This is a genomic window from Ruegeria discodermiae (genome assembly GCF_030758345.1).
Taxonomy (GTDB): Bacteria; Pseudomonadota; Alphaproteobacteria; order Rhodobacterales; family Rhodobacteraceae; genus Ruegeria_C.
Window position 1 is genome coordinate 100,370 of record NZ_JAVAMO010000012.1, and the last position, 19,423, is coordinate 119,792.

Consider the following 19,423-nt stretch of genomic DNA (forward strand, 5'->3'; position numbering starts at 1 on the left):
CACATCATGAAACATGCCGAACAGGTGACCTTTGGCGGGTCGGGCCTCAACCGCTCCGCCCATCAGCGCACGGACCCCACGGCGCTGGCGGATCTGGCGCGGCATGTGAGCGCACGCTACCATCTGCTCTGGCGCGGCAAAGTGTTGATGCAGCCCGAGGCAGTGCCGGTCCTGCCGCATGTGGAGCCGGATCATCCCCTGATATCAAAAGCTACGACCCCACCGATCTTTCTGGGTACGGCCGAAGATGACACGCCGCATTTCGCCTGTGATATCTCGGACTGGGCGCCGGACGTCGCAGACATGGAGACGGTTGGCGCCTTCCACGACCCCAGTCAGCAGCAGCATCCCGATCTGCCCGAGGGGCAGGTGTTTTGCGAATTGCGCCGGATGATGACTGCCCTGAATCCGCGCGAGGCAGAGCTGGCGGCGACTGCGCGGGCGCTGTTCAGCTGGCATGAAACGCATCAGTTCTGTGCCCGCTGCGGCGCGGAAAGCGAGATGGTGCAAGGTGGCTGGCAGCGCACCTGCCCGGAATGTGGCGGCCATCACTTCCCGCGTACCGACCCGGTGGTGATCATGCTGATCACTCATGGGGATTCGGTGCTGCTGGGGCGGTCGCCAGGTTGGCCGAATGGCATGTATTCGCTGCTTGCGGGCTTTGTGGAACCGGGCGAGACGCTTGAAGCCGCCGTGCGCCGCGAGGTCGCGGAAGAGGCAGGCGTACCGGTGGGGCAGGTGTCTTATCTGGCCAGCCAGCCCTGGCCGTTCCCGGCCTCGCTGATGATTGGCTGCGCGGGCGAGGCATTGTCGCGCGAGATCACCATCGACCCGAGCGAGATCGAGGATGCGATCTGGGTGTCGAAATCGGGGATGCTGCAGGTCTTTGCCGGAGAGAACCCGGAGATCAAACCAGCCCGCTCAGGCTCGATCGCGCATTTCCTGATCCGTAACTGGCTTGCGGATACACTGGATTGAGGCAAGACTCAGCGAAACCGGAACTCAGCAGGACCCCGTATGCAGATTACAGGCACCGAGGATATCGCAGCGCCCATCAGCGATGTGTTCGACATGCTGTCAGAGTTCGACGCGTTCGAGCGCAGTGCGATCCGGCGCGGGATCGATGTGCGGCGGCTGAACGATCATTCGCGGGTGATGCGGGGGCTGGAATGGCAGGCAGCCTTCCAGTTGCGCGGCAAGCCCCGCAACCTGCATCTGGTGCTGTGCCGGTATGACAGGCCGACTCTGATGCAGGTCGATTCCTCGACCAAGGGTATCGAAAGCACCATGCTGGTTGAGTTGATGCCCCTGTCCCCGCAGCGGACCCGCCTGCATCTGAAGCTGAAGCTGCGGCCAAATACGCTGCCCGCGCGCCTGTTTGTGCAGTCGCTGAAACTGGCCCGCCGCAACCTGAACCGGCGGTTCAAAAAGCGGTTGGGTGAATTTGCCCGCGACATGGAAAGCCGACAGGCCCGGTTCCGGTAGAGTCCGGATCAGCTGCGCTGACGGGTGGTGGGGTAGACGCCCAGAATCTCGAGCTCGGCGGTGAAATAAGACAGTTCTTCCAGCGCCAGTTGCACGTTTGGATCCTCGGGATGTCCTTCGATATCGGCATAGAACTGAGTCGCGGTGAAGGACCCGTCGACCATGTAGCTTTCCAGCTTGGTCATGTTGATGCCATTGGTCGCGAACCCTCCCATCGCTTTATAAAGCGCGGCAGGGATGTTGCGGACCTGAAACACGAAGGAGGTGATCATGCCGTGATCGCCCCGGCGTGTCATGTCGGCCTCGCGCGACATGATCAGGAAACGCGTGGTGTTATTGCCCTGATCCTCGATATGGCGGGCCAGAACGTCCAGCCCGTAAATCTCGCCGGCCAACTCGCTGGCCAGAGCGGCCACCGCCGGATCGGCGCGTTCGGCAATCTCGCGGGCGGCGCGGGCATTGTCGGGGCTGACCCGGCCAGTGATCCCGTGTTCGCGCAGAAAGCCTGCGCATTGCGGCAATAACACCAGATGGGAATGCGCCTCGCGCACCTGATCCAGGGTCGTGCCGGGCACCGCAAGCAGGTTGATATGCACCCGCACAAAGGCCTCGTCGATGATGTGCAGACCGCTATGGGGCAGCAGCCGGTGGATATCGGCCACGCGACCATAGGTGGTGTTTTCGACCGGCAGCATTGCCAGGTCGGCCTTGCCACCGCGCACCGCTTCGATCACGTCCTCGAAGGTGCGGCAGGGCAGCGGTTCCATGTCAGGGCGCGCGTCTCGGCAGGCTTCGTGGCTATAGGCGCCGGGTTCTCCCTGGAAGGCGATGCGATTGGTCATTTGATAGGCTTCCATGCAACAAGCCCGCGAATTGGGCATTTGGTCGCGCTGTCTATACCTTGCCTCTTGCGAGGGGAAGCCTTAGACACCTGCGCAGACAGCTGAAATGGACTCGCGATCAATGTTCGACACGATGACAGTTACAAAGGCCGCTGCAGGCTTCTTTGGCGCCTTCCTGGTGTTTCTTCTGGGGAAATGGGCCGCGGAAGAAATCTATCATGTGGGTGGCCATGGCGAGGCCGCCTATATTGTTGAGCCGCTGGAAAGCAACGACACAATCAGCGAGGCCGAAGAGGTCAATTTCGACGAGCTGATGATGGCGGCAGAAGTCGACAAGGGCGCGAACGTGTTCAAGAAATGCCAAGCCTGCCACAAACTGGAAGATGGCGCCAATGGCACTGGTCCCTACCTTTACGGCGTTGTGGGCCGTCCGGTCGCAGCGGCTGCCGGGTTCGGGTATTCCGCGGCGATGCAGGACAAGGGCGGAGACTGGACCGTGGAAGAGCTGGATGCGTTCCTGGCCAATCCCAGAAGCGCCCTGTCGGGCACATCGATGGCCTTTACGGGCCTGAAGAAGCAAAGCGATCGTATCAATCTGATCGCTTATCTGGACAGCCTCGACAACTGAGCCCGGATACATGGATTTTTTTGGGGCCGCTGCCGTTGCAGCGGCCCTTTTTCTTTCATTAACGCTTCTTCACGAAGCGTTCACATGTTCTAAACTTGCAACTTGAATCGCTGGACCATTTTCTAGCACAAGCGAGATTGGCCTTTAACGCCAACCAGACCGGAGAGGATGAGCCGATGAAAACTCCCAAAACCGCAGCACGTGTGGGTGTCCTTGAGTCAAGGCTAAGGTTCGCTGGTGTTCTGGGATTGTCGGTGGCTCTATTCCTGGGCGGGGCAACGTTGCTGCGGGCCAATGACGAGGTGGTGCGCAGCCATGGCTATTCCTATTTCGGCAATCTGGACTACCCCGAGGATTATCCGCACCTGAACTACGTGAACCCCGAGGCCCCGAAGGGCGGCGAGATGTCGCTTGCGGCGTCGGGCACGTTTGATTCGCTCAACCCGTATTCGCGCAAGGGCCGCCCGGGGGCGTTGACCTCGATCCAGTATGACAGCCTGATCGAAAGCAGCAGCGACTCGGTCGGGCAATATTACGGCGTGCTGGCCAAGAGCCTGGAATATGACAAGGACCGCAACTACGTGATCTTTCATATGCGGCCCGAGGCGACATTCTGGGATGGCACGCCGGTAACAGCTCATGACGTGGTTTACAGTCACAAGCTTTTCATTACGCAAGGGCTGCCCTCTTACGCGCAGGCCGTAAGCCGTCTGGTCACCGGGGCTGAGGCGCTGGATGATCATACGGTGAAATTCACCTTCAACCCCGAGGTCAGCCGCCGCAGTCTGATTGAAACCGTGGGCAACACCACCGTGTTCTCGAAAGCCTGGTTCGAAGCTGACGAGACGCGCCGTCTGGATGAGCCGCGATTGGAAGTGGCCGTTGGCTCCGGCCCCTACAAGCTGGACAGCTACGATATCAACCGCCGCATCGTCTATAAGCGCCGGGACGATTACTGGGGCAAGGACCTGCCGTTCAATGTGGGGCGGAACAATTTCGACACCATCCGTGTGGAGTATTTCGCAGATCAGACGGCCGCGTTCGAGGCATTCAAGGCTGGCGTCTATACTTACCGGATCGAAAGCGACCCCAAGATCTGGGCGACCAACTATGATTTCCCCAAGGTCCAGAACGGTCAGGTGGTCAAGGACGAGATCCCCGATCGCAGCCCGCCAACGCCATCGGGCTTTGTGTTCAACCTCGGCAAGCCGCAATTTGCCGACAAGAAAGTGCGCGAGGCGCTCGCGCTGGCGTTCAATTTCGAATGGGCCAACGAATCGCTGATGTTCGGTCTGAACACGCAGCGGAACTCGTTCGTGCAGGGCACCCATCTTGAGGCGACCGGCACACCCGAAGGGGACGAGTTGGCGTTTCTGAAATCGCTGGGCGATGTGGTCCCGGAGGGCCTGTTCACCGAACCCGCCCTGTTGCAGCACGAGTCCCGCGCGGCTCGGCTGAATGACCGCGGCAATCTGCGCAAAGCCTCGCGGATGCTGGACGAGGCCGGTTGGGAAGTGGGCGCGGGCAATCTGCGCCGCAACGCCGAAGGTCAGACGCTCAAGGTCGAAATCCCGTACCCCTCCAGCCTGCCTACATCGATCACCACAATGATCGAAACCTATGTGCAGAACCTGCAGGCGCTGGGTGTGGACGCAAAGGCGGACAAAATCGATCCCGCGCAATACACGCTGCGCAGCCGCGAGCGCGACTATGACATGATCTATTCCAACCGCTACGGCGCGTTCCTGTCCACGGGCGGGGGGCTGAGCCAGATGTATGGCTCAAAAGAAGCGGAGTTCAGCCTGTTCAATCCTGCCGGGCTGGCAAGCCCGCTGGTGGACGCGATCATTGAGGCCTCCTTCGACACCATCGACCAGACTCAGCAGGATGCAGCCCTGATGGCGCTGGACCGGGCGCTGCGCCACGAGTTCTTTGTGATCCCCGACGGGTATGTCGCGAATTACTGGGTGGCCTACTACGACATGTATGAATACCCCGAAACGCTGCCGCCCTTCTCGCTGGGCCATCTCGATCTGTGGTGGGTCGATGAAGAAAAAGCCGCCAAGCTAAGGGCAGAAGGCGCGCTGCGGTAAGATGGGCGCCTATATCCTAAGACGCCTGTTGCTGGTCATTCCGACCCTGCTGGGCATCATGATCATGAACTTCACCCTGGTGCAATTTGTGCCGGGGGGGCCGATCGAACAGATCATCGCGCAGATCGAAGGGCAGGGCGACGTCTTTGCCGGCTTTGCAGGTGGCGAGGGGTCCAGCCCCGAACCACAAGGTGGGGATGAGCAATATATCGGCGCGCGTGGCCTGCCGCCCGAGTTCATCGCGGAGCTGGAAAAGGAATTCGGCTTCGACAAACCGCCGCTGGAGCGGTTTCTGAGCATGATGGGCAATTACCTGACCCTGGATTTCGGACAGAGCTATTTCCGCTCGATCAGCGTCATCGATCTGGTGCTGGAAAAGATGCCCGTGTCGATCTCTTTGGGGCTCTGGTCCACACTGATCGCCTATCTGATCTCGATCCCGCTGGGCATCCGCAAGGCGGTGCGCGATGGCAGTAGTTTCGATACCTGGACCAGCGGCGCAATCATTGTCGCCTACGCTATTCCCGGATTTCTCTTTGCGATCCTGTTGCTGGTGCTCTTTGCCGGTGGGTCTTACTGGCAGATATTCCCGCTACGCGGCCTGACCTCGGAAAATTGGGACAGTCTCAGCCTGACCGGCAAGGTGCTGGACTATTTCTGGCACATCACGCTGCCGGTGCTGGCCTCGACAATCGCTGCCTTCGCGACGCTGACGCTGCTGACCAAGAACTCGTTTCTGGATGAGATCAAGAAACACTATGTTATGACCGCCCGCGCCAAGGGACTGAGCGAGCACAAGGTGCTTTATGGCCATGTTTTCCGCAACGCGATGCTGATCGTGATCGCTGGATTCCCTGCGGTCTTCATCGGCGTGTTCTTTGGTGGCTCCATCATCATCGAAACCATCTTTTCGCTCGACGGCCTCGGCCGTCTGGGTTTTGAGGCCGCCGTGGCGCGCGATTATCCGGTGATTTTCGGCACGCTCTTCATCTTCGGCCTGATGGGGCTGGTTGTCGGCATCATCAGCGACCTGATGTATGTACTGGTCGATCCGCGCATCGATTTCGAAAAGAGGGAGGGGTAAATGGCGCTCTCTCCGCTCAACCAGCGCCGCTGGCGCAATTTCCGCCGCAATGGTCGCGCCTATTGGTCGCTGATCATCTTTTCGGTGATCTTTGGCCTGTCGCTTTTTGCCGAGTTCATCGCCAATGACAAACCGATCCTGGTGCAATATCGCGGCGAGTATTATACGCCGATCTTCAAGTTCTATCCCGAGACTGCCTTTGGTGGCGACTTCAGGACCGAGGCGATCTATAGCGATCCGGAGGTCAAATGCCTGATCGATAGTGGCGGGATGGAGGAGTGTTTCGACGATCCCGAAGGCATCATCGACGAGATCAAGGCGGGCACGTTTGAGGCCGAGGGCTTTGAAAAAGGATGGGCCATCTGGCCGCCAATCCCTTATTCCTTCAACACCTCCGTGGATCGCCCCGGCGCAGCCCCGCTGCCACCCAATGGTCAGAACCTGCTGGGCACCGATGACACCAAACGCGATGTGCTGGCGCGGGTGATCTATGGCTTTCGCCTGTCGATCCTCTTCACTTTGCTCGTCACCGGGGTGGCCAGCCTGATCGGGATATTCGCGGGGGCCATTCAGGGGTTCTTTGGTGGTTGGCTCGACCTGATCTTCCAGCGCATCATCGAGATCTGGTCAGCGACGCCCTCGCTTTACGTCATCATCATCATGTTTGCCATTCTGGGGCGAAGTTTCTGGCTGCTGGTGGCGCTGATGATCCTGTTCTCGTGGACCGGTCTGGTGGGCGTTGTCCGGGCGGAATTCCTGCGGGCGCGGAACCTGGAATATGTGCGCGCGGCCAAGGCGCTGGGCCTAGGTAACATGACCATCATGTTCCGCCACATGCTGCCCAATGCGATGGTGGCGACGCTGACCTTCCTGCCCTTCATTGTGACCGGCACGATCGGCGGGCTGGCCTCGCTGGATTTCCTGGGCTTCGGCCTGCCATCCTCGGCCCCCTCGCTGGGCGAGTTGACGCTGCAGGCGAAACAGAATCTGCAGGCGCCGTGGCTGGGCTTCACCGCGTTTTTCACCTTTGCCATCATGCTCTCGCTTCTGGTCTTCATCTTCGAAGGCGTGCGTGACGCGTTTGACCCGAGAAAGACCTTTTCATGAGCCTGCTGGATGTGAAGAACCTCAAGGTCTCGTTCCAACAGGACGGGCAGATCTCGGCGGCGGTCAAGGGAGTGTCCTTCACCGTGGATCGCGGTGAGACCGTGGCGCTGGTGGGCGAATCCGGGTCGGGCAAATCGGTCACTGCACTAAGCACGGTCTCGCTGTTGGGCGATAGCGCCATTGTCGAAGGCTCGGTCACCTATGACGGGCAGGAGATGATCGGGGCCTCGAAGCAGCGGCTGATGGATGTGCGCGGCAACGATATCAGCTTCATCTTTCAGGAGCCGATGACCTCGCTCAACCCGCTCCACACGATCCAGAAGCAGATGGCCGAAAGCCTCGCCTTGCATCAGGGCGTGACCGGTGACGCGGCGCGGGCGCGGATCGTGGAATTGCTGAACAAGGTGGGCATTCGCGACCCCGAGGAACGCCTGGATGCCTATCCGCACCAGCTTTCGGGAGGGCAGCGGCAGCGCGTGATGATCGCCATGGCGCTGGCCAACAAGCCCGACATCCTGATCGCGGATGAGCCGACCACGGCTCTGGATGTGACCATTCAGGCGCAGATTCTGGAACTGCTGGCAGAGCTGCAAAAGTCCGAAAATATGGGGATGCTGTTCATCACTCATGATCTCGGTATCGTGCGGCGGATTGCCGACCGGGTTTGCGTGATGAAAGACGGTGAGATCGTTGAGACCGGCGTGACAACCGAGATTTTCGACAATCCGCGCCATCCCTATACGCAGAAACTTCTGGCCGCAGAACCCTCGGGCTCGCCTCAGCCAGTTGATGCAAGCGCCGAAGAGATCGCGCGCACCGATAACCTCAAGGTCTGGTTCCCGATCCAGCGCGGCTTTCTCAAACGCACCGTGGGCCATGTGAAGGCTGTCAACGATGCCACGATCACCGTGCGCGCGGGCGAAACGCTGGGGATCGTGGGAGAAAGCGGCTCGGGCAAGACAACGCTGGCGCTGGCGATCATGCGGCTGATCGGTTCTGAAGGGGCGATAACCTTTCGCGGGCAGGATGTGCGCAAGTGGTCCACGCGCGAGCTCCGGCGGCTGCGCAAGGATATGCAGATCGTGTTTCAGGATCCCTTCGGCTCGCTCAGCCCGCGCATGACCTGCATGCAGATTATTTCCGAAGGCTTGGCCATTCATCAGGTCGACCCGCATCGTGCCCCGCGGGATCTGGTGGCCGAGGTGATGGAGGAGGTCGGGCTCGACCCGGAAGCGATGGACCGCTATCCGCATGAGTTTTCCGGGGGGCAACGGCAGCGGATCGCGATTGCGCGGGCCATGATCCTGCGGCCCAAACTGCTGGTTCTGGACGAGCCGACCTCGGCGCTGGATATGACGGTGCAGGTCCAGATCGTGGAACTGCTGCGGAACCTGCAGCAGAAATACGGGCTGGCCTATCTGTTCATCTCACATGACCTCAAGGTGGTGCGGGCGATGTCGCATCAGGTCGTGGTGATGAAACAGGGCGACGTGATCGAGACCGGCGCGGCCGAAGCACTGTTTGAGAACGCGCAGACCGAGTATACGCGTGAGCTGATCGCAGCGGCAGGCTAGGGAACAAGGCGTTTAGCGCCCTGTTCCCTACCAGCAAGGATCAGGCGCTGGCCATCTTGTCTTTTGCCGATTTTGGCGCAGGCCCGCGCAATTCCTCGTAATGGTCGAAATCCAGCTGCGCCCAGCCGGTGCCGCGTGTGGCGCTGGCGATGGAGCGGTGCAGCTCATCCTGTGCCACTGCGGGCAGCAGGGCGTTGAAAATCTCCCAACCCGAGGCGTTGGGATTACCCTCAAATCCCAGCACCTGACCGTGTAGAGAGCTGATCGTGGGCACCAGATCGCCGACGAATTGCGACGGCAGGTGGATCTCGGCGCGCAGGATAGGTTGCAGGACGACCGGTTTGGCCATCGCAAGAGCTTCACGCACGGCGGCTTTGCCAGCGGTGCGGAAGGCGAAGTCGGAACTGTCCACGGAATGATGCTTGCCGTCTTTCAGTGTCACCTTCAGATCAACAACCGGATGGCCTTGAGGCCCTTCGGCCAGCGCATCCTCCGCCCCGTGTTCGACAGAGGGGATGTGGTTGCGCGGCACGGTGCCGCCTTTGACGACCTCGTCGAACACGAACCCCGACCCGCGCGGTAGCGGAGCGAGGGAGATCACAACATCCGCGAACTGACCTGCGCCACCTGACTGCTTGCGATGACGATAGCGGTGTTCGACCGTTTTCTGGATCGTTTCGCGATAGGCGGTTTCGACCTGATCGGCGGTGATCTCGATCCCGAAATCCTCGGCCAGTTTATCGGTGACCCGGCGCATATGCTGTGGGCCTTGTGTGCCCAGCACCGGATGGCCCGATGTGGCATCCTGTTCCAATGTCAGACCCGGATCGATCTCGGCCAGCCGCGACAGTGCGTTTGACAGGCGCACATCGTCGCGTTCGTGAGTGGGGGTCACCAGTTGACGATGGCCCGGCGCATGGCATTGCGCCCATTCCGGCAGGGGGCTGCTGCTGGCGCTGTCATAAAGCAGGACGGGGTTGAGGTGATCGGATTTCACCGCCAGACCGATCTGGCCCGCCTCCAGCGCGCCGATCTGTGTTTTGGCGTCCAGCGCGGTCAGGCTACCCACGGTTTCACCACCCAGCGCCTCATGCGCCTTGACGCCATCGCCCAGCCCGCGCAGCACGGTGATCTTGCCGATATGTTTCTTTACATCGGCAAAGCCCGCAATGGCGCGCGCCTTCTCGCCTGCCTCGTCACGATCGGCGGCGATGTTGAACTCGGGCGCTTCATGGCGCAGCGCCTTCATCATGCGTGTCAGCCCGTTGCCATGCTCAGCGGCCCCCAGATAGGCCGGGATCAGCTGGTGGTTCTGCAGGACCTTGGCGGCGATCTCGAACACCTCGTCATTGGCGGGTTGCTTGTCCTCGATCAGCTGTTCCAGCAGCGTATCGTCGAAATCCGAGAGGGTTTCGAGCAGTTCGGCGCGCGCCTCCTGCTCGCGATCTTCGGTGGATTGCGGCAATTCGATCAGGGCCGAGGGCTGACCCTCCTGATATTTCCAAGCGCGTTCCGAGATCAGGTCGACCGCGCCCACGATCTGGTCGCCCTCGCGGATGGGAACCTGCCGCAAGGTGATGTGGTGGGTGCAATAGGTCTGCAGGCCCGCAACGATATCGCGGATGCGGCCATTGGGATTGTCCATCCGGTTGATGAACAGGAAACAGGGGATACCCGCCTCTTCCACCAGCCGCAGATAAGGCGCGCACAGCACGGCGGCGTCGGGGTCGGGCGGGACCACCACCACGGCTGCATCGGATAGCGCCATCGCCGGTCCCACATAAGCCAGCGCATCGCCGCCGCCATCCACGTCAACGGCGCACCACGGCTCGCCCAAGTAAGAAAAACCGTGCAGGTGCACGGTTCCGGATACATCGAATTTGGTGGGTCGGTCGTCGAGGCGGCTGATCGCCTCGACGAGCGTAGATTTGCCGGATTGGGTAGGGCCTAGGACCGTAAAGACGCGCATGGTGAGTTCCCTCTTGGTGTGCTGCAGTATTTGTGCTCGCTGCACGACTAGGGCCGAACGAAGGCGGGTTCGTTCGCTTGCGCTGTATGTCTGGCACCTGCCTCGGTGCGCGAGGATCAAACCCGGCGCACTCTTCCCTGAGTGTGAGAAATCAGGGGGTCGGACGTCAAGCCCCTTGCGCACGGGACGGCTGGCTTAGGCGGAATGCAGGGTCACGGGGCGCGGATCAAACGGCCGAACTATGGCCTGCCTTGCTAAGGTCATAGGCGTCAAAGTGCCGGGCGATCATGCGGGTCAGGGGCCGGGCGGGCTGCGGAATAAAAAGCCCGTCATCGGTGATCTGCAGCAGACCGTCAAAGGCGGCGTCGGCGGCCTGGAACATGGTTTCCAGTTTGTCTTTGGGCAGCGAAAAGCTGCTTTCGATCTCTTGCCGGTCGATGCGGAAATCGCACATCAAGGCCTCGATCAGGCGACCGCGCAGCTTATCCTCGCCGTTGAATGTGTGGCCGCGCGCAACCGAAAACCGCCCGTCGCGGATTGCGGCGGTATGTTGCGCCGTGGCCGGGGCATTTTGGGCATAGCCCTGCGGTAATTTCGAGATCGAAGAGGCCCCGACACCGATCAGCACATCGGCGGGGTCATCTGTGTAGCCCTGGAAGTTACGGCGCAGCCGCCCTCTGCGCTGGGCTTGGCTCAGCCCGTCTTCCTGCGTTGCGAAATGGTCTATCCCGATCTCGTTGTAATTGTCCCAAAGGAACAGCTGCCTTGCGGTTTCGAACAGGCCCAGCCGTTGTTCGGGGGTGGGCAGCGCATCCGAGGGGATCATCTGCTGGCGTTTGGCCATCCAGGGCACATGCGCGTAGCCGTAAAGCGCCACGCGGTCGGGGTTCAGCGACAGCAGCTTCTGGACACTTTCGGTGATGCGCGCTGTGGTCTGATGCGGCAGGCCGTAAAGGATATCAGCGTTCAGGCTGTGAATGCTGCGCGCGCGCAGCATTTCGGCGGCGTCGCGGGTGACCTCGTAGCTCTGCAAGCGACCGATGGTCTTCTGGATGTTCTCGTCGAAATCCTGCACCCCGATCGAGGCGCGGTTCATGCCTGCCTCGGCCAGCGCGTCCAGCCGCGCGGCGTCGATTTCATTCGGGTCGATCTCGACCGAGAACTCTGCGTCTTTGGCAAGGGGGACAACGTCGGCGATGGCACCCGCCAGATCGCGCATCATTTCAGGTGACAGAAGTGTCGGCGTGCCACCGCCCCAATGCAGGCGCGACAGGGTCACATCTGAGGGCAGATGTTGCTGCAGCAGGCGCAGTTCTGCTCTGAGCGTTTCCAGATAGGCGGCCACGGGTGAGGCGGTCTTGGTTCCTTGTGTCCGGCAGGCACAGAACCAGCACAGGCGGCGACAGAACGGGACATGCACATAGAGCGAGATGGAACTGCCCGGCGCGATCCCCGAGATCCAGTTACCAAACTGGTCTGCCCCTACGTCATTTCTGAACTGCGGCGCGGTCGGATAGCTGGTGTACCGAGGCACCCTTGCGTCAAATAGGCCTAGGCCCGCCAAATTCGGTTTCGTATTCATGTCACCTCTGTATTATCAGGTCTCAGTTCGAGGCTTTGACCCAGATCAATTAGGACGAATTATGACCAAGCATGCAAAATTGGCGCCCTCAGCCTGCGGTGAGTGTCCGATTCGGCATCGTGCCGTTTGTGCCAAGTGCAATGCAGACGAGCTGGCGGAGCTGGAAACCATTAAATATTACCGCAGCTACGAGGCGGGCCAGACCATCTTGTGGGCGGGCGATCATATGGAGTTCGTGGGCTCGTTAGTATCGGGCGTTGCGACACTTACCCAGACGATGGAGGACGGGCGCACCCAGATGGTCGGTTTGCTGTTGCCCTCGGATTTCGTCGGACGGCCGGGCCGCGATTCGGCGGCCTATAACGTTGTGGCGACCTCTGATGTTGTGATGTGCTGTTTCCGCAAGACGCCGTTTGAAAACATGATGGCCAGTACGCCCCATATCGCGCACCGTCTGTTGCAGATGACGCTGGACGAATTGGATGCGGCGCGCGAGTGGATGCTGGTTCTGGGCCGCAAGACAGCGCGCGAAAAGATTGCCAGCTTGTTGTCGATTATCGCCCGCCGCGATGCCACGCTGGGCATGGGGGTTGCCACGGGTCGGGTCGTGTTCGATCTGCCGCTCACCCGCGAAGCGATGGCGGATTACCTTGGCCTGACGCTGGAAACCGTCAGCCGCCAGATCTCGGCCCTGCGCAAAGACGGGGTTATCGTGCTGGAAGGCAAACGCCATGTGACCGTGCCGGATATGGATCGGTTGATGGACGAGGCCGGCGATGACAGTGATGGCGGGCTGCTGGCCTGAGTGCTCGACTGACGCAGCAGGCATATTTATTCGGACGTGACCGCGGCAGATTTCCGTGCTCTAGTGTGACTTTCGAAACATGTCTCGGGAGTTCGGAATGGAATTCAGTGGCCTTTTGGCAATGCTGTTTATCGGCGCAATCGCGGGTTGGCTGTCAGGCAAAATCATGGAAGGTCGCGGATTTGGCCTGATCGGCAATATCATTGTCGGTGTGGTCGGGGCCTTTCTTGCCGGAACGATCTTTCCGGCGCTTGGCTTTGCCTTGGGCGGAGGGCTGCTTTCCTCAATCTTCTTTGCAACCGTGGGGGCGGTGATCCTGTTGTTCCTGATCGGGTTGATCAGGCGCGGTTGAAACGCATCAAGCCGCCCCTGGTGGGCGGCTTGGATTTGCTGTCGCTCGCGGCTGGATCAGTGGGCGAGAAAGATCGGAACCTTTGCGACCTCCAGCATGTTGCGTGTCGCGCCGCCCAGAATGGCCTCGCGGAAGCGCGAATGCCCGTAGGCCCCCATCACGATCATGTCGGCCTCCTTGTCGTCGGCGTGCCGGTTCAGGATATCCGACACCCGCGTCATGGATTTGTTCAGCACGTCGATCTCGCATTTGACCCCGTGCCGGGCGAGCATCTGCGACAGCAACCCGCCCGGGTCAGAGCGGTCGGGCCCATGGGTTGGAGGCGCGATTGCAACGATCCGCGCGATGTCCGCTGTTTTCAGAAACGGCAGAGCCAGACGGATCGCGCGCATTGCCTCAATGCTTTCGTTCCACCCGATCAGAACCCGCCTCGGTATCGCCGGTGAGGTGTTTTCATCCGGCAGGACGATCACCGGGGCATGGCCCTCGAACATGGCGGCCTCGACCACCGGTTCAGCCTCGGTTCCATGATTGGGACCATAAGGGCGTGGCAGCAAGACCAGATCGGCGAACCGGGCGCGATGGGCCACGTGACGCCCGATATCAGCCATCTGCGCGACGCCTTCCTCGACCGACCAGCGAATCCCCGACCGGGTCAGGATCGATTCCGCAAACTCACGGATTTCGGCCGCTTCGGCGGTGGCGCGCGTTAGGGTCTCCTGCAGGATCAGAGCATTGGCCCCGGCATAGTAATACCCGGTCTGGGTGCGGTCGACGCCCAGGCACATGACCTCGACATGCGCGTCCAGTTCCTGGGCAAGTGTGGTGAGATGGTTGAGCACACCGCGCGCTTGCTCGGTATCGGTCAACACGGTCAAAAGGGATTTATACGACATCTGCTCCTCTTACTGACGAAAGGTCGCACGCATGACGGGAAAAGGCATCCCGTTGAGGATATGACTGCCATGGAATTCGGGTTATCGTCTTGACACAGATCAAGGAAAAGAACCTGTGCGAGATGCATTCAAGCGCCCAGTAAAACAGGCCCGGCGCATGTCAGATTCGTACCGGGTTTAGTAAAGGGACGCGAAATGCTGAATTATATCAAGCTCGTAGTGCTTGGTCTGATTGCCTTGTTTTCGATGATGGCAATCAACTATGCGCGCGATGAGGCATACATGGTTCATGCCATCATCGTTTTGCTGCTGTCCGTCGGAATGTTCTTGTGGATATTGCGTAAGACAGATGAGCCAGACATTCCAATCGACTATTCCGGCGAATATATGGACGGGGTCATTCGCTATGGTGTGATCGCAACCGCCTTCTGGGGCGTCGTCGGTTTTTTGGTCGGCGTATACATCGCCTTTCAGCTGGCCTTTCCGGCGCTCAACTTCGAATGGGCGCAGGGATATGCCAATTTCGGACGTCTGCGGCCGTTGCACACCTCAGCGGTGATTTTTGCATTTGGCGGTAACGCCCTGCTGGCGACATCGTTTTATGTGGTGCAGCGCACCTCGGCCGCGCGCCTCTGGGGGGGCAATCTGGCGTGGTTCGTGTTCTGGGGCTATCAACTTTTCATCGTTCTGGCCGCCACCGGCTATCTGCTGGGCGGGACGCAATCCAAGGAATATGCCGAGCCGGAATGGTATGTCGATCTGTGGCTGACCATTGTTTGGGTCGCCTATCTGGCGGTCTATCTCGGCACGATCATCAAGCGAAAAGAGCCGCATATCTACGTCGCCAACTGGTTCTACCTGGCATTTATCGTGACCGTCGCAATGCTGCATGTGGTCAACAACCTGACCGTCCCGGTCAGCATCTGGGGATCGAAATCGGTGATCCTGTGGTCCGGTGTGCAGGACGCGATGGTGCAATGGTGGTACGGGCATAACGCCGTGGGCTTCTTCCTGACGGCCGGGTTCCTGGGGATGATGTATTACTTCATCCCGAAACAGGCCGGGCGCCCGGTCTATTCGTACAAGCTGTCGATCATCCACTTCTGGGCGCTGATCTTCCTGTATATCTGGGCGGGTCCGCACCACTTGCATTACACCGCGTTGCCTGACTGGGCCTCGACCCTGGGCATGGTGTTTTCGGTGATCCTGTGGATGCCCAGCTGGGGTGGTATGATCAACGGTCTGATGACGCTCTCGGGGGCCTGGGACAAGCTGCGCACCGATCCGGTGATCAGGATGATGGTGATCTCGCTGGGCTTTTACGGCATGTCCACCTTTGAAGGGCCGATGATGTCGATCCGCGCGGTGAACAGCCTCAGCCACTATACCGACTGGACCATCGGCCACGTGCATTCCGGTGCTCTGGGCTGGAACGGCATGATCACATTTGGTGCGCTCTACTACCTTGTGCCGGTGCTATGGAAGCGCGAGCGTCTCTACTCGCTCAGCCTGGTTAGCTGGCATTTCTGGCTGGCGACGATTGGGATCATCCTCTACGCGGCCTCGCTTTGGGTGGCGGGTATCACCCAAGGTCTCATGTGGCGCGAAGTTGACGCCAACGGTTTCCTCGTGAACTCGTTCGCCGACAGCGTATCCGCCGTCATACCGATGTATGTGGTGCGGGCGATTGGCGGGGTGTTCTTCCTCGTTGGTGCCGCGATCATGTGCTACAACCTGTGGATGACCGTTCGTCGGGCACCGGCCAAAGAGGCCAGCCTGACCGTCGCGGTCCCGGCTGAATAAGGAGGGCCGGAGCAATGGCAATTCTCGACAAACATAAGCTCATCGAGACCAACGCGACCCTCCTGCTGATACTCAGCTTTCTGGTGGTGACCATTGGTGGGATCGTTCAGATTGTACCGCTGTTCTATCTGGAAAACACCATCGAGAAGGTGGAGGGGATGCGCCCCTACACCCCACTCGAACTGGCCGGACGCGACATCTATATCCGTGAAGGCTGTTATGTGTGCCACAGCCAGATGATCCGGCCCATGCGGGACGAGGTCGAACGCTATGGCCACTACTCGCTGGCGGCGGAGTCGATGTATGACCACCCGTTCCAGTGGGGCTCCAAGCGGACCGGACCTGATCTTGCGCGTGTTGGCGGGCGCTATTCGGATGAATGGCATGTGGATCACCTGCGCAATCCCGAAGCCGTGGTGCCGGAATCGGTGATGCCGAAATACGCCTTCCTGGAAGAGCGCATGATCGACGGCAAGTATATCGGTGACCTGATGGCGACGAACGCGTTCGTGGGCGTGCCCTATAGCGACGAGATGCTTGAGGCCGCGCAAGCGGATTTCCGGGCGCAGGCCGATCCCGACAGCGACTACGACGGGCTGCTCGAACGCTATGGCGACACGGTCAATGTGCGCAATTTCGACGGCCAGCCGGGGATTTCGGAGACCGATGCGCTGATTGCCTATCTGCAGATGCTGGGCACGCTGGTCGATTTCTCGACCTTCACGCCTGACGCAAGCCGCTGAGGAGGGTGAGATGGAAGAATACACCCTGCTCAGGCAATTTGCGGATAGCTGGATGCTGCTGCTGCTCTTTCTGGTGTTCGTGGGGATCATCTTCTGGGCCTTTCGCCCAGGCAGCTCCAAGACCCACGAAGACACCGCGAACATCCCGTTCCGGCATGTTGACGCACCCATAAGCGATCAAACTGAAGCGCAAGAAGACAAAGCCGCCACAAGCGAGGAGGCAAGGACATGACCCAGCCAGAGGACAACAAACGCGCCGCCTCTCACCAGCCGGGCGATCCCAATACCACCGGTCATACATGGGACGGGATCGAGGAATTTGACAACCCGATGCCGCGTTGGTGGTTGTGGACCTTCTACGCCACCATCATCTGGGGCGTCATCTACACGATCGCCTATCCGGCCTGGCCGCTTGTCAGTTCGGCAACGGCGGGTGTGCTGGGCTGGTCGACCCGTGGTGATGTCGCCTCAGAAATCGTGGCCGCCGAAGAGGCAAATGCCGAGATCAACGCCCGGCTGGCGGCCATCAAGATGGAAGACATCGCCGAGGATGCGGATTTGCGGAACTATGCGGTTTCCTCCGGGGCCGCAGTGTTCCGGACCTGGTGTGCGCAGTGCCACGGATCGGGTGCGGCGGGCGCTGTCGGCTATCCCAACCTGCTGGATGACGCCTGGCTCTGGGGCGGTGATATCGAGAATATCCATCTGACCATTGCCCACGGCATTCGCAACGAGGAAGACCCGGATGCCCGCTATTCCGAGATGCCTGCCTTTGGCCGGGATGAGATACTGACGCCAGAAGAGATCGATCAGGCCGTGAACTACGTGATGTCGCTGTCAGGCACACCGCAGGATGCTGCGCAGGTCGAGGCTGGCTCGGTGGTCTTTGCCGATAATTGCGCCTCCTGTCATACGGAGGATGCGACAGGCGATCCCGAACAGGGCGCGCCCAATCTGGCAGATGCACTCTGGCTCTATGGGGGAGACTACGACACCCTGACGGAGACCGTGAACAACAGCCGCTTTGGCGTCATGCCATCCTGGAGCAACCGCCTGACCGAGGCACAGATTCGCGCTGTCGCGACCTATGTGCACCAACTCGGCGGGGGCGAATAAACAGAACACCTTCGGGCGGTCATACGCCCGAAGGTCCGGTGTCGGCTACTCGATCTGTTCGCGCGTTTCCTGAGCAGCCGACACCACTTTTGCGAAAATAGGACCTGAGGACGCCTCGGTCCAGTTCGCGATTGCCGCATCGGATCAAAGATCGTTCAGATCGACATCGCGCGACGTCTGCAGCCACCAGTGACCCTCGGGCAACCACCGCCTCCGTGGTTTGGCTTTCGGTGCCGGATAATCGCGAATTGTCGGTTGTTTCACGCGGGTGGCGGTCATGAAGGACTTGGCAAAGACGGTGAGCATGATCTGTCTCCTGTGCTGCGTGCCATCTTCCTTGAGGATTGCGATTCAGCGTCAGAAATGCGACTCAATTTCCATTCGATAATGTAATCAGGGGTTACATATGGATTGGATGAACCTGCCCCCTCTCGCCTCTCTGAGGGCGTTTTCAGCCTTTGCAGAAAGGCGAAACGTGACGCAAGCGGGTCAGGCGCTAAATGTAAGTCATGCCGCAATCAGTCAGCAATTGAGGGCGCTCGAAAGCCACTTGGGGATTTCGCTGCTGGATCGCAGCGGCAAGTCTCTGACGCTCACTGCGGATGGCGAGCATCTGGCGCGCGCCCTGCAGCTTGGCTTTGGTGCGATTGGTGCGGCCATCGACGATCTAACACGATCCGGTGCGGATCGCCCGGTGCATGTCTCGCTAACCTCGACCTTCGCGGCCTCGTGGCTGATGCCACGACTGCCCGCCTTTCGCTGCAATCACCCCGAGGTCAGCCTGATTCTTGAGCCCTCGCCCGACGTGGTTGAGCTGCGCCCCGGCGGTGTTGATCTGGCGATCCGCTACGGGGCGGGCGGATGGGCTGGGGTTCAGTCACAGATGCTGCTGCAAACCCCGATGGTCATCGTTGCCGCGCCCGAACTGTTGGGCGGCAAGACCGATTGGTCCCCTGCCGATCTGGCGCATCTGCCCTGGCTGGAAGAGATCGGAACCACCGAGGCCTCAACCTGGCTGGCCGGGCGCGGCGCGTCGATGGACCCGGCGGCGGGGCGCATTTCCTTGCCGGGGAATCTGGTGCTGGATGGCCTGCGCGCCGGGCAGGGGGTCACCATAACAGTGCGGCATTTCGTCCAGCAGGACATCCTGTCGGGACGCCTTGTCGAGCTCTACGCGGAACCCGATACGCGCGGATATCACATAGTTACAGGGCAGGGCGCGCTGCGCCCGACAGTGAGAACCTTTGTTGGCTGGCTCAAGCGGCAGGCGAGCGAAAACTGAGCAAAGGTGATTATGCGATGCGCGTTTTGACCCATATCAAAGTCCGATCTGTTATGATCTGT

General features: G+C 60.2%; 19 protein-coding genes. 14 read left to right on the top strand and 5 right to left on the bottom strand.

Going from position 1 to position 19,423, the window contains the following annotated elements; translation table 11 throughout:
• Nucleotides 1–6 precede the first annotated feature (6 nt).
• Both nudC and Q5Y75_RS20525 read left to right on the top strand, forming a co-directional pair.
• On the top strand, nucleotides 7–978 hold the full coding sequence (gene nudC, locus Q5Y75_RS20520) for an NAD(+) diphosphatase (protein ID WP_306201066.1): 972 nt from the start codon (nucleotides 7–9) through the stop codon (nucleotides 976–978).
• A gap of 39 nt (nucleotides 979–1,017) precedes the next feature.
• Entirely contained in the window at nucleotides 1,018–1,485 is a 468-nt protein-coding gene (locus Q5Y75_RS20525; protein WP_306201068.1) for an SRPBCC family protein, read from the top strand.
• A gap of 8 nt (nucleotides 1,486–1,493) precedes the next feature.
• Here Q5Y75_RS20525 and Q5Y75_RS20530 read toward each other — a convergent pair whose 3' ends face one another.
• The gene (locus Q5Y75_RS20530) at nucleotides 1,494–2,327 is read right to left on the bottom strand and encodes a prephenate dehydratase (RefSeq protein WP_306201070.1); all 834 of its coding nucleotides are present in this window, start codon (nucleotides 2,325–2,327) and stop codon (nucleotides 1,494–1,496) included.
• Nucleotides 2,328–2,448: 121 nt separating this feature from the next.
• Between Q5Y75_RS20530 and Q5Y75_RS20535 the strand changes: the two genes are divergently transcribed.
• From Q5Y75_RS20535 to Q5Y75_RS20555, 5 genes are all read left to right on the top strand, one after another.
• Complete coding sequence (locus Q5Y75_RS20535; RefSeq protein WP_306201160.1) at nucleotides 2,449–2,955, top strand: c-type cytochrome; 507 nt, start codon at nucleotides 2,449–2,451, stop codon at nucleotides 2,953–2,955.
• A 176-nt stretch (nucleotides 2,956–3,131) separates the two neighbouring features.
• A complete protein-coding gene (locus Q5Y75_RS20540) occupies nucleotides 3,132–5,048 on the top strand; it encodes an extracellular solute-binding protein (RefSeq protein ID WP_306201071.1) in 1,917 nt (638 codons plus the stop codon).
• Nucleotide 5,049: 1 nt separating this feature from the next.
• On the top strand, nucleotides 5,050–6,132 hold the full coding sequence (locus Q5Y75_RS20545) for a microcin C ABC transporter permease YejB (RefSeq protein WP_306201073.1): 1,083 nt from the start codon (nucleotides 5,050–5,052) through the stop codon (nucleotides 6,130–6,132).
• Entirely contained in the window at nucleotides 6,133–7,239 is a 1,107-nt protein-coding gene (locus Q5Y75_RS20550) for an ABC transporter permease (protein WP_306201075.1), read from the top strand.
• Nucleotides 7,236–8,813 (top strand): ABC transporter ATP-binding protein, encoded by a 1,578-nt coding sequence (locus Q5Y75_RS20555; protein WP_306201077.1) that lies wholly within the window; start codon nucleotides 7,236–7,238, stop codon nucleotides 8,811–8,813. Before Q5Y75_RS20550 ends, Q5Y75_RS20555 begins: the two co-directional genes overlap by 4 nt.
• 40 nt (nucleotides 8,814–8,853) lie before the next feature.
• Here Q5Y75_RS20555 and Q5Y75_RS20560 read toward each other — a convergent pair whose 3' ends face one another.
• Both Q5Y75_RS20560 and hemN read right to left on the bottom strand, forming a co-directional pair.
• On the bottom strand, nucleotides 8,854–10,782 hold the full coding sequence (locus Q5Y75_RS20560; RefSeq protein ID WP_306201079.1) for an elongation factor G: 1,929 nt from the start codon (nucleotides 10,780–10,782) through the stop codon (nucleotides 8,854–8,856).
• Between the two features lie 226 nt (nucleotides 10,783–11,008).
• On the bottom strand, nucleotides 11,009–12,364 hold the full coding sequence (gene hemN, locus Q5Y75_RS20565; RefSeq protein WP_306201080.1) for an oxygen-independent coproporphyrinogen III oxidase: 1,356 nt from the start codon (nucleotides 12,362–12,364) through the stop codon (nucleotides 11,009–11,011).
• A 61-nt stretch (nucleotides 12,365–12,425) separates the two neighbouring features.
• Between hemN and fnrL the strand changes: the two genes are divergently transcribed.
• The gene (gene fnrL / locus Q5Y75_RS20570) at nucleotides 12,426–13,169 is read left to right on the top strand and encodes a transcriptional regulator FnrL (RefSeq protein WP_306201082.1); all 744 of its coding nucleotides are present in this window, start codon (nucleotides 12,426–12,428) and stop codon (nucleotides 13,167–13,169) included.
• Between the two features lie 97 nt (nucleotides 13,170–13,266).
• Nucleotides 13,267–13,521, top strand: coding sequence for a GlsB/YeaQ/YmgE family stress response membrane protein (locus Q5Y75_RS20575; RefSeq protein ID WP_306201084.1), 255 nt, complete (start codon nucleotides 13,267–13,269; stop codon nucleotides 13,519–13,521).
• Between the two features lie 56 nt (nucleotides 13,522–13,577).
• Here Q5Y75_RS20575 and Q5Y75_RS20580 read toward each other — a convergent pair whose 3' ends face one another.
• Complete coding sequence (locus tag Q5Y75_RS20580) at nucleotides 13,578–14,417, bottom strand: universal stress protein (RefSeq protein WP_306201086.1); 840 nt, start codon at nucleotides 14,415–14,417, stop codon at nucleotides 13,578–13,580.
• A 195-nt stretch (nucleotides 14,418–14,612) separates the two neighbouring features.
• On the opposite strand from Q5Y75_RS20580, the gene ccoN reads away from it, so the two are divergent.
• From ccoN to ccoP, 4 genes are read left to right on the top strand one after another with little or no spacing between them, the layout of a single operon-like run.
• On the top strand, nucleotides 14,613–16,220 hold the full coding sequence (ccoN, locus tag Q5Y75_RS20585) for a cytochrome-c oxidase, cbb3-type subunit I (protein ID WP_306201088.1): 1,608 nt from the start codon (nucleotides 14,613–14,615) through the stop codon (nucleotides 16,218–16,220).
• Nucleotides 16,221–16,234: 14 nt separating this feature from the next.
• On the top strand, nucleotides 16,235–16,963 hold the full coding sequence (gene ccoO / locus Q5Y75_RS20590) for a cytochrome-c oxidase, cbb3-type subunit II (protein ID WP_306201090.1): 729 nt from the start codon (nucleotides 16,235–16,237) through the stop codon (nucleotides 16,961–16,963).
• A gap of 10 nt (nucleotides 16,964–16,973) precedes the next feature.
• Complete coding sequence (locus Q5Y75_RS20595; protein ID WP_306201092.1) at nucleotides 16,974–17,195, top strand: cbb3-type cytochrome c oxidase subunit 3; 222 nt, start codon at nucleotides 16,974–16,976, stop codon at nucleotides 17,193–17,195.
• Complete coding sequence (gene ccoP, locus Q5Y75_RS20600) at nucleotides 17,192–18,079, top strand: cytochrome-c oxidase, cbb3-type subunit III (RefSeq protein WP_306201094.1); 888 nt, start codon at nucleotides 17,192–17,194, stop codon at nucleotides 18,077–18,079. The genes Q5Y75_RS20595 and ccoP overlap by 4 nt, the downstream gene beginning before the upstream one ends.
• A gap of 144 nt (nucleotides 18,080–18,223) precedes the next feature.
• Here ccoP and Q5Y75_RS20605 read toward each other — a convergent pair whose 3' ends face one another.
• Nucleotides 18,224–18,385 (bottom strand): hypothetical protein, encoded by a 162-nt coding sequence (locus tag Q5Y75_RS20605; RefSeq protein WP_306201096.1) that lies wholly within the window; start codon nucleotides 18,383–18,385, stop codon nucleotides 18,224–18,226.
• Nucleotides 18,386–18,485: 100 nt separating this feature from the next.
• On the opposite strand from Q5Y75_RS20605, the gene Q5Y75_RS20610 reads away from it, so the two are divergent.
• On the top strand, nucleotides 18,486–19,361 hold the full coding sequence (locus Q5Y75_RS20610) for a LysR family transcriptional regulator (RefSeq protein ID WP_306201098.1): 876 nt from the start codon (nucleotides 18,486–18,488) through the stop codon (nucleotides 19,359–19,361).
• Nucleotides 19,362–19,423: the final 62 nt, after the last annotated feature.

What these genes read in the sequence shown, in the direction of transcription:
- Q5Y75_RS20550 (WP_306201075.1), top strand. Translation starts at nt 6,133, where the DNA reads ATGGCGCTCTCTCCGCTCAACCAGCGCCGCTGGCGCAATTTCCGCCGC.
- nudC (WP_306201066.1), top strand. Translation starts at nt 7, where the DNA reads ATGAAACATGCCGAACAGGTGACCTTTGGCGGGTCGGGCCTCAACCGC.
- Q5Y75_RS20595 (WP_306201092.1), top strand. Translation starts at nt 16,974, where the DNA reads ATGGAAGAATACACCCTGCTCAGGCAATTTGCGGATAGCTGGATGCTG.
- Q5Y75_RS20560 (WP_306201079.1), bottom strand. Translation starts at nt 10,782, where the DNA reads ATGCGCGTCTTTACGGTCCTAGGCCCTACCCAATCCGGCAAATCTACG.
- Q5Y75_RS20540 (WP_306201071.1), top strand. Translation starts at nt 3,132, where the DNA reads ATGAAAACTCCCAAAACCGCAGCACGTGTGGGTGTCCTTGAGTCAAGG.
- Q5Y75_RS20555 (WP_306201077.1), top strand. Translation starts at nt 7,236, where the DNA reads ATGAGCCTGCTGGATGTGAAGAACCTCAAGGTCTCGTTCCAACAGGAC.
- Q5Y75_RS20545 (WP_306201073.1), top strand. Translation starts at nt 5,050, where the DNA reads ATGGGCGCCTATATCCTAAGACGCCTGTTGCTGGTCATTCCGACCCTG.
- Q5Y75_RS20525 (WP_306201068.1), top strand. Translation starts at nt 1,018, where the DNA reads ATGCAGATTACAGGCACCGAGGATATCGCAGCGCCCATCAGCGATGTG.
- Q5Y75_RS20535 (WP_306201160.1), top strand. Translation starts at nt 2,449, where the DNA reads ATGTTCGACACGATGACAGTTACAAAGGCCGCTGCAGGCTTCTTTGGC.
- Q5Y75_RS20610 (WP_306201098.1), top strand. Translation starts at nt 18,486, where the DNA reads ATGGATTGGATGAACCTGCCCCCTCTCGCCTCTCTGAGGGCGTTTTCA.
- Q5Y75_RS20530 (WP_306201070.1), bottom strand. Translation starts at nt 2,327, where the DNA reads ATGACCAATCGCATCGCCTTCCAGGGAGAACCCGGCGCCTATAGCCAC.
- Q5Y75_RS20575 (WP_306201084.1), top strand. Translation starts at nt 13,267, where the DNA reads ATGGAATTCAGTGGCCTTTTGGCAATGCTGTTTATCGGCGCAATCGCG.
- ccoN (WP_306201088.1), top strand. Translation starts at nt 14,613, where the DNA reads ATGCTGAATTATATCAAGCTCGTAGTGCTTGGTCTGATTGCCTTGTTT.
- ccoP (WP_306201094.1), top strand. Translation starts at nt 17,192, where the DNA reads ATGACCCAGCCAGAGGACAACAAACGCGCCGCCTCTCACCAGCCGGGC.
- ccoO (WP_306201090.1), top strand. Translation starts at nt 16,235, where the DNA reads ATGGCAATTCTCGACAAACATAAGCTCATCGAGACCAACGCGACCCTC.
- fnrL (WP_306201082.1), top strand. Translation starts at nt 12,426, where the DNA reads ATGACCAAGCATGCAAAATTGGCGCCCTCAGCCTGCGGTGAGTGTCCG.
- Q5Y75_RS20580 (WP_306201086.1), bottom strand. Translation starts at nt 14,417, where the DNA reads ATGTCGTATAAATCCCTTTTGACCGTGTTGACCGATACCGAGCAAGCG.
- hemN (WP_306201080.1), bottom strand. Translation starts at nt 12,364, where the DNA reads ATGAATACGAAACCGAATTTGGCGGGCCTAGGCCTATTTGACGCAAGG.
- Q5Y75_RS20605 (WP_306201096.1), bottom strand. Translation starts at nt 18,385, where the DNA reads ATGCTCACCGTCTTTGCCAAGTCCTTCATGACCGCCACCCGCGTGAAA.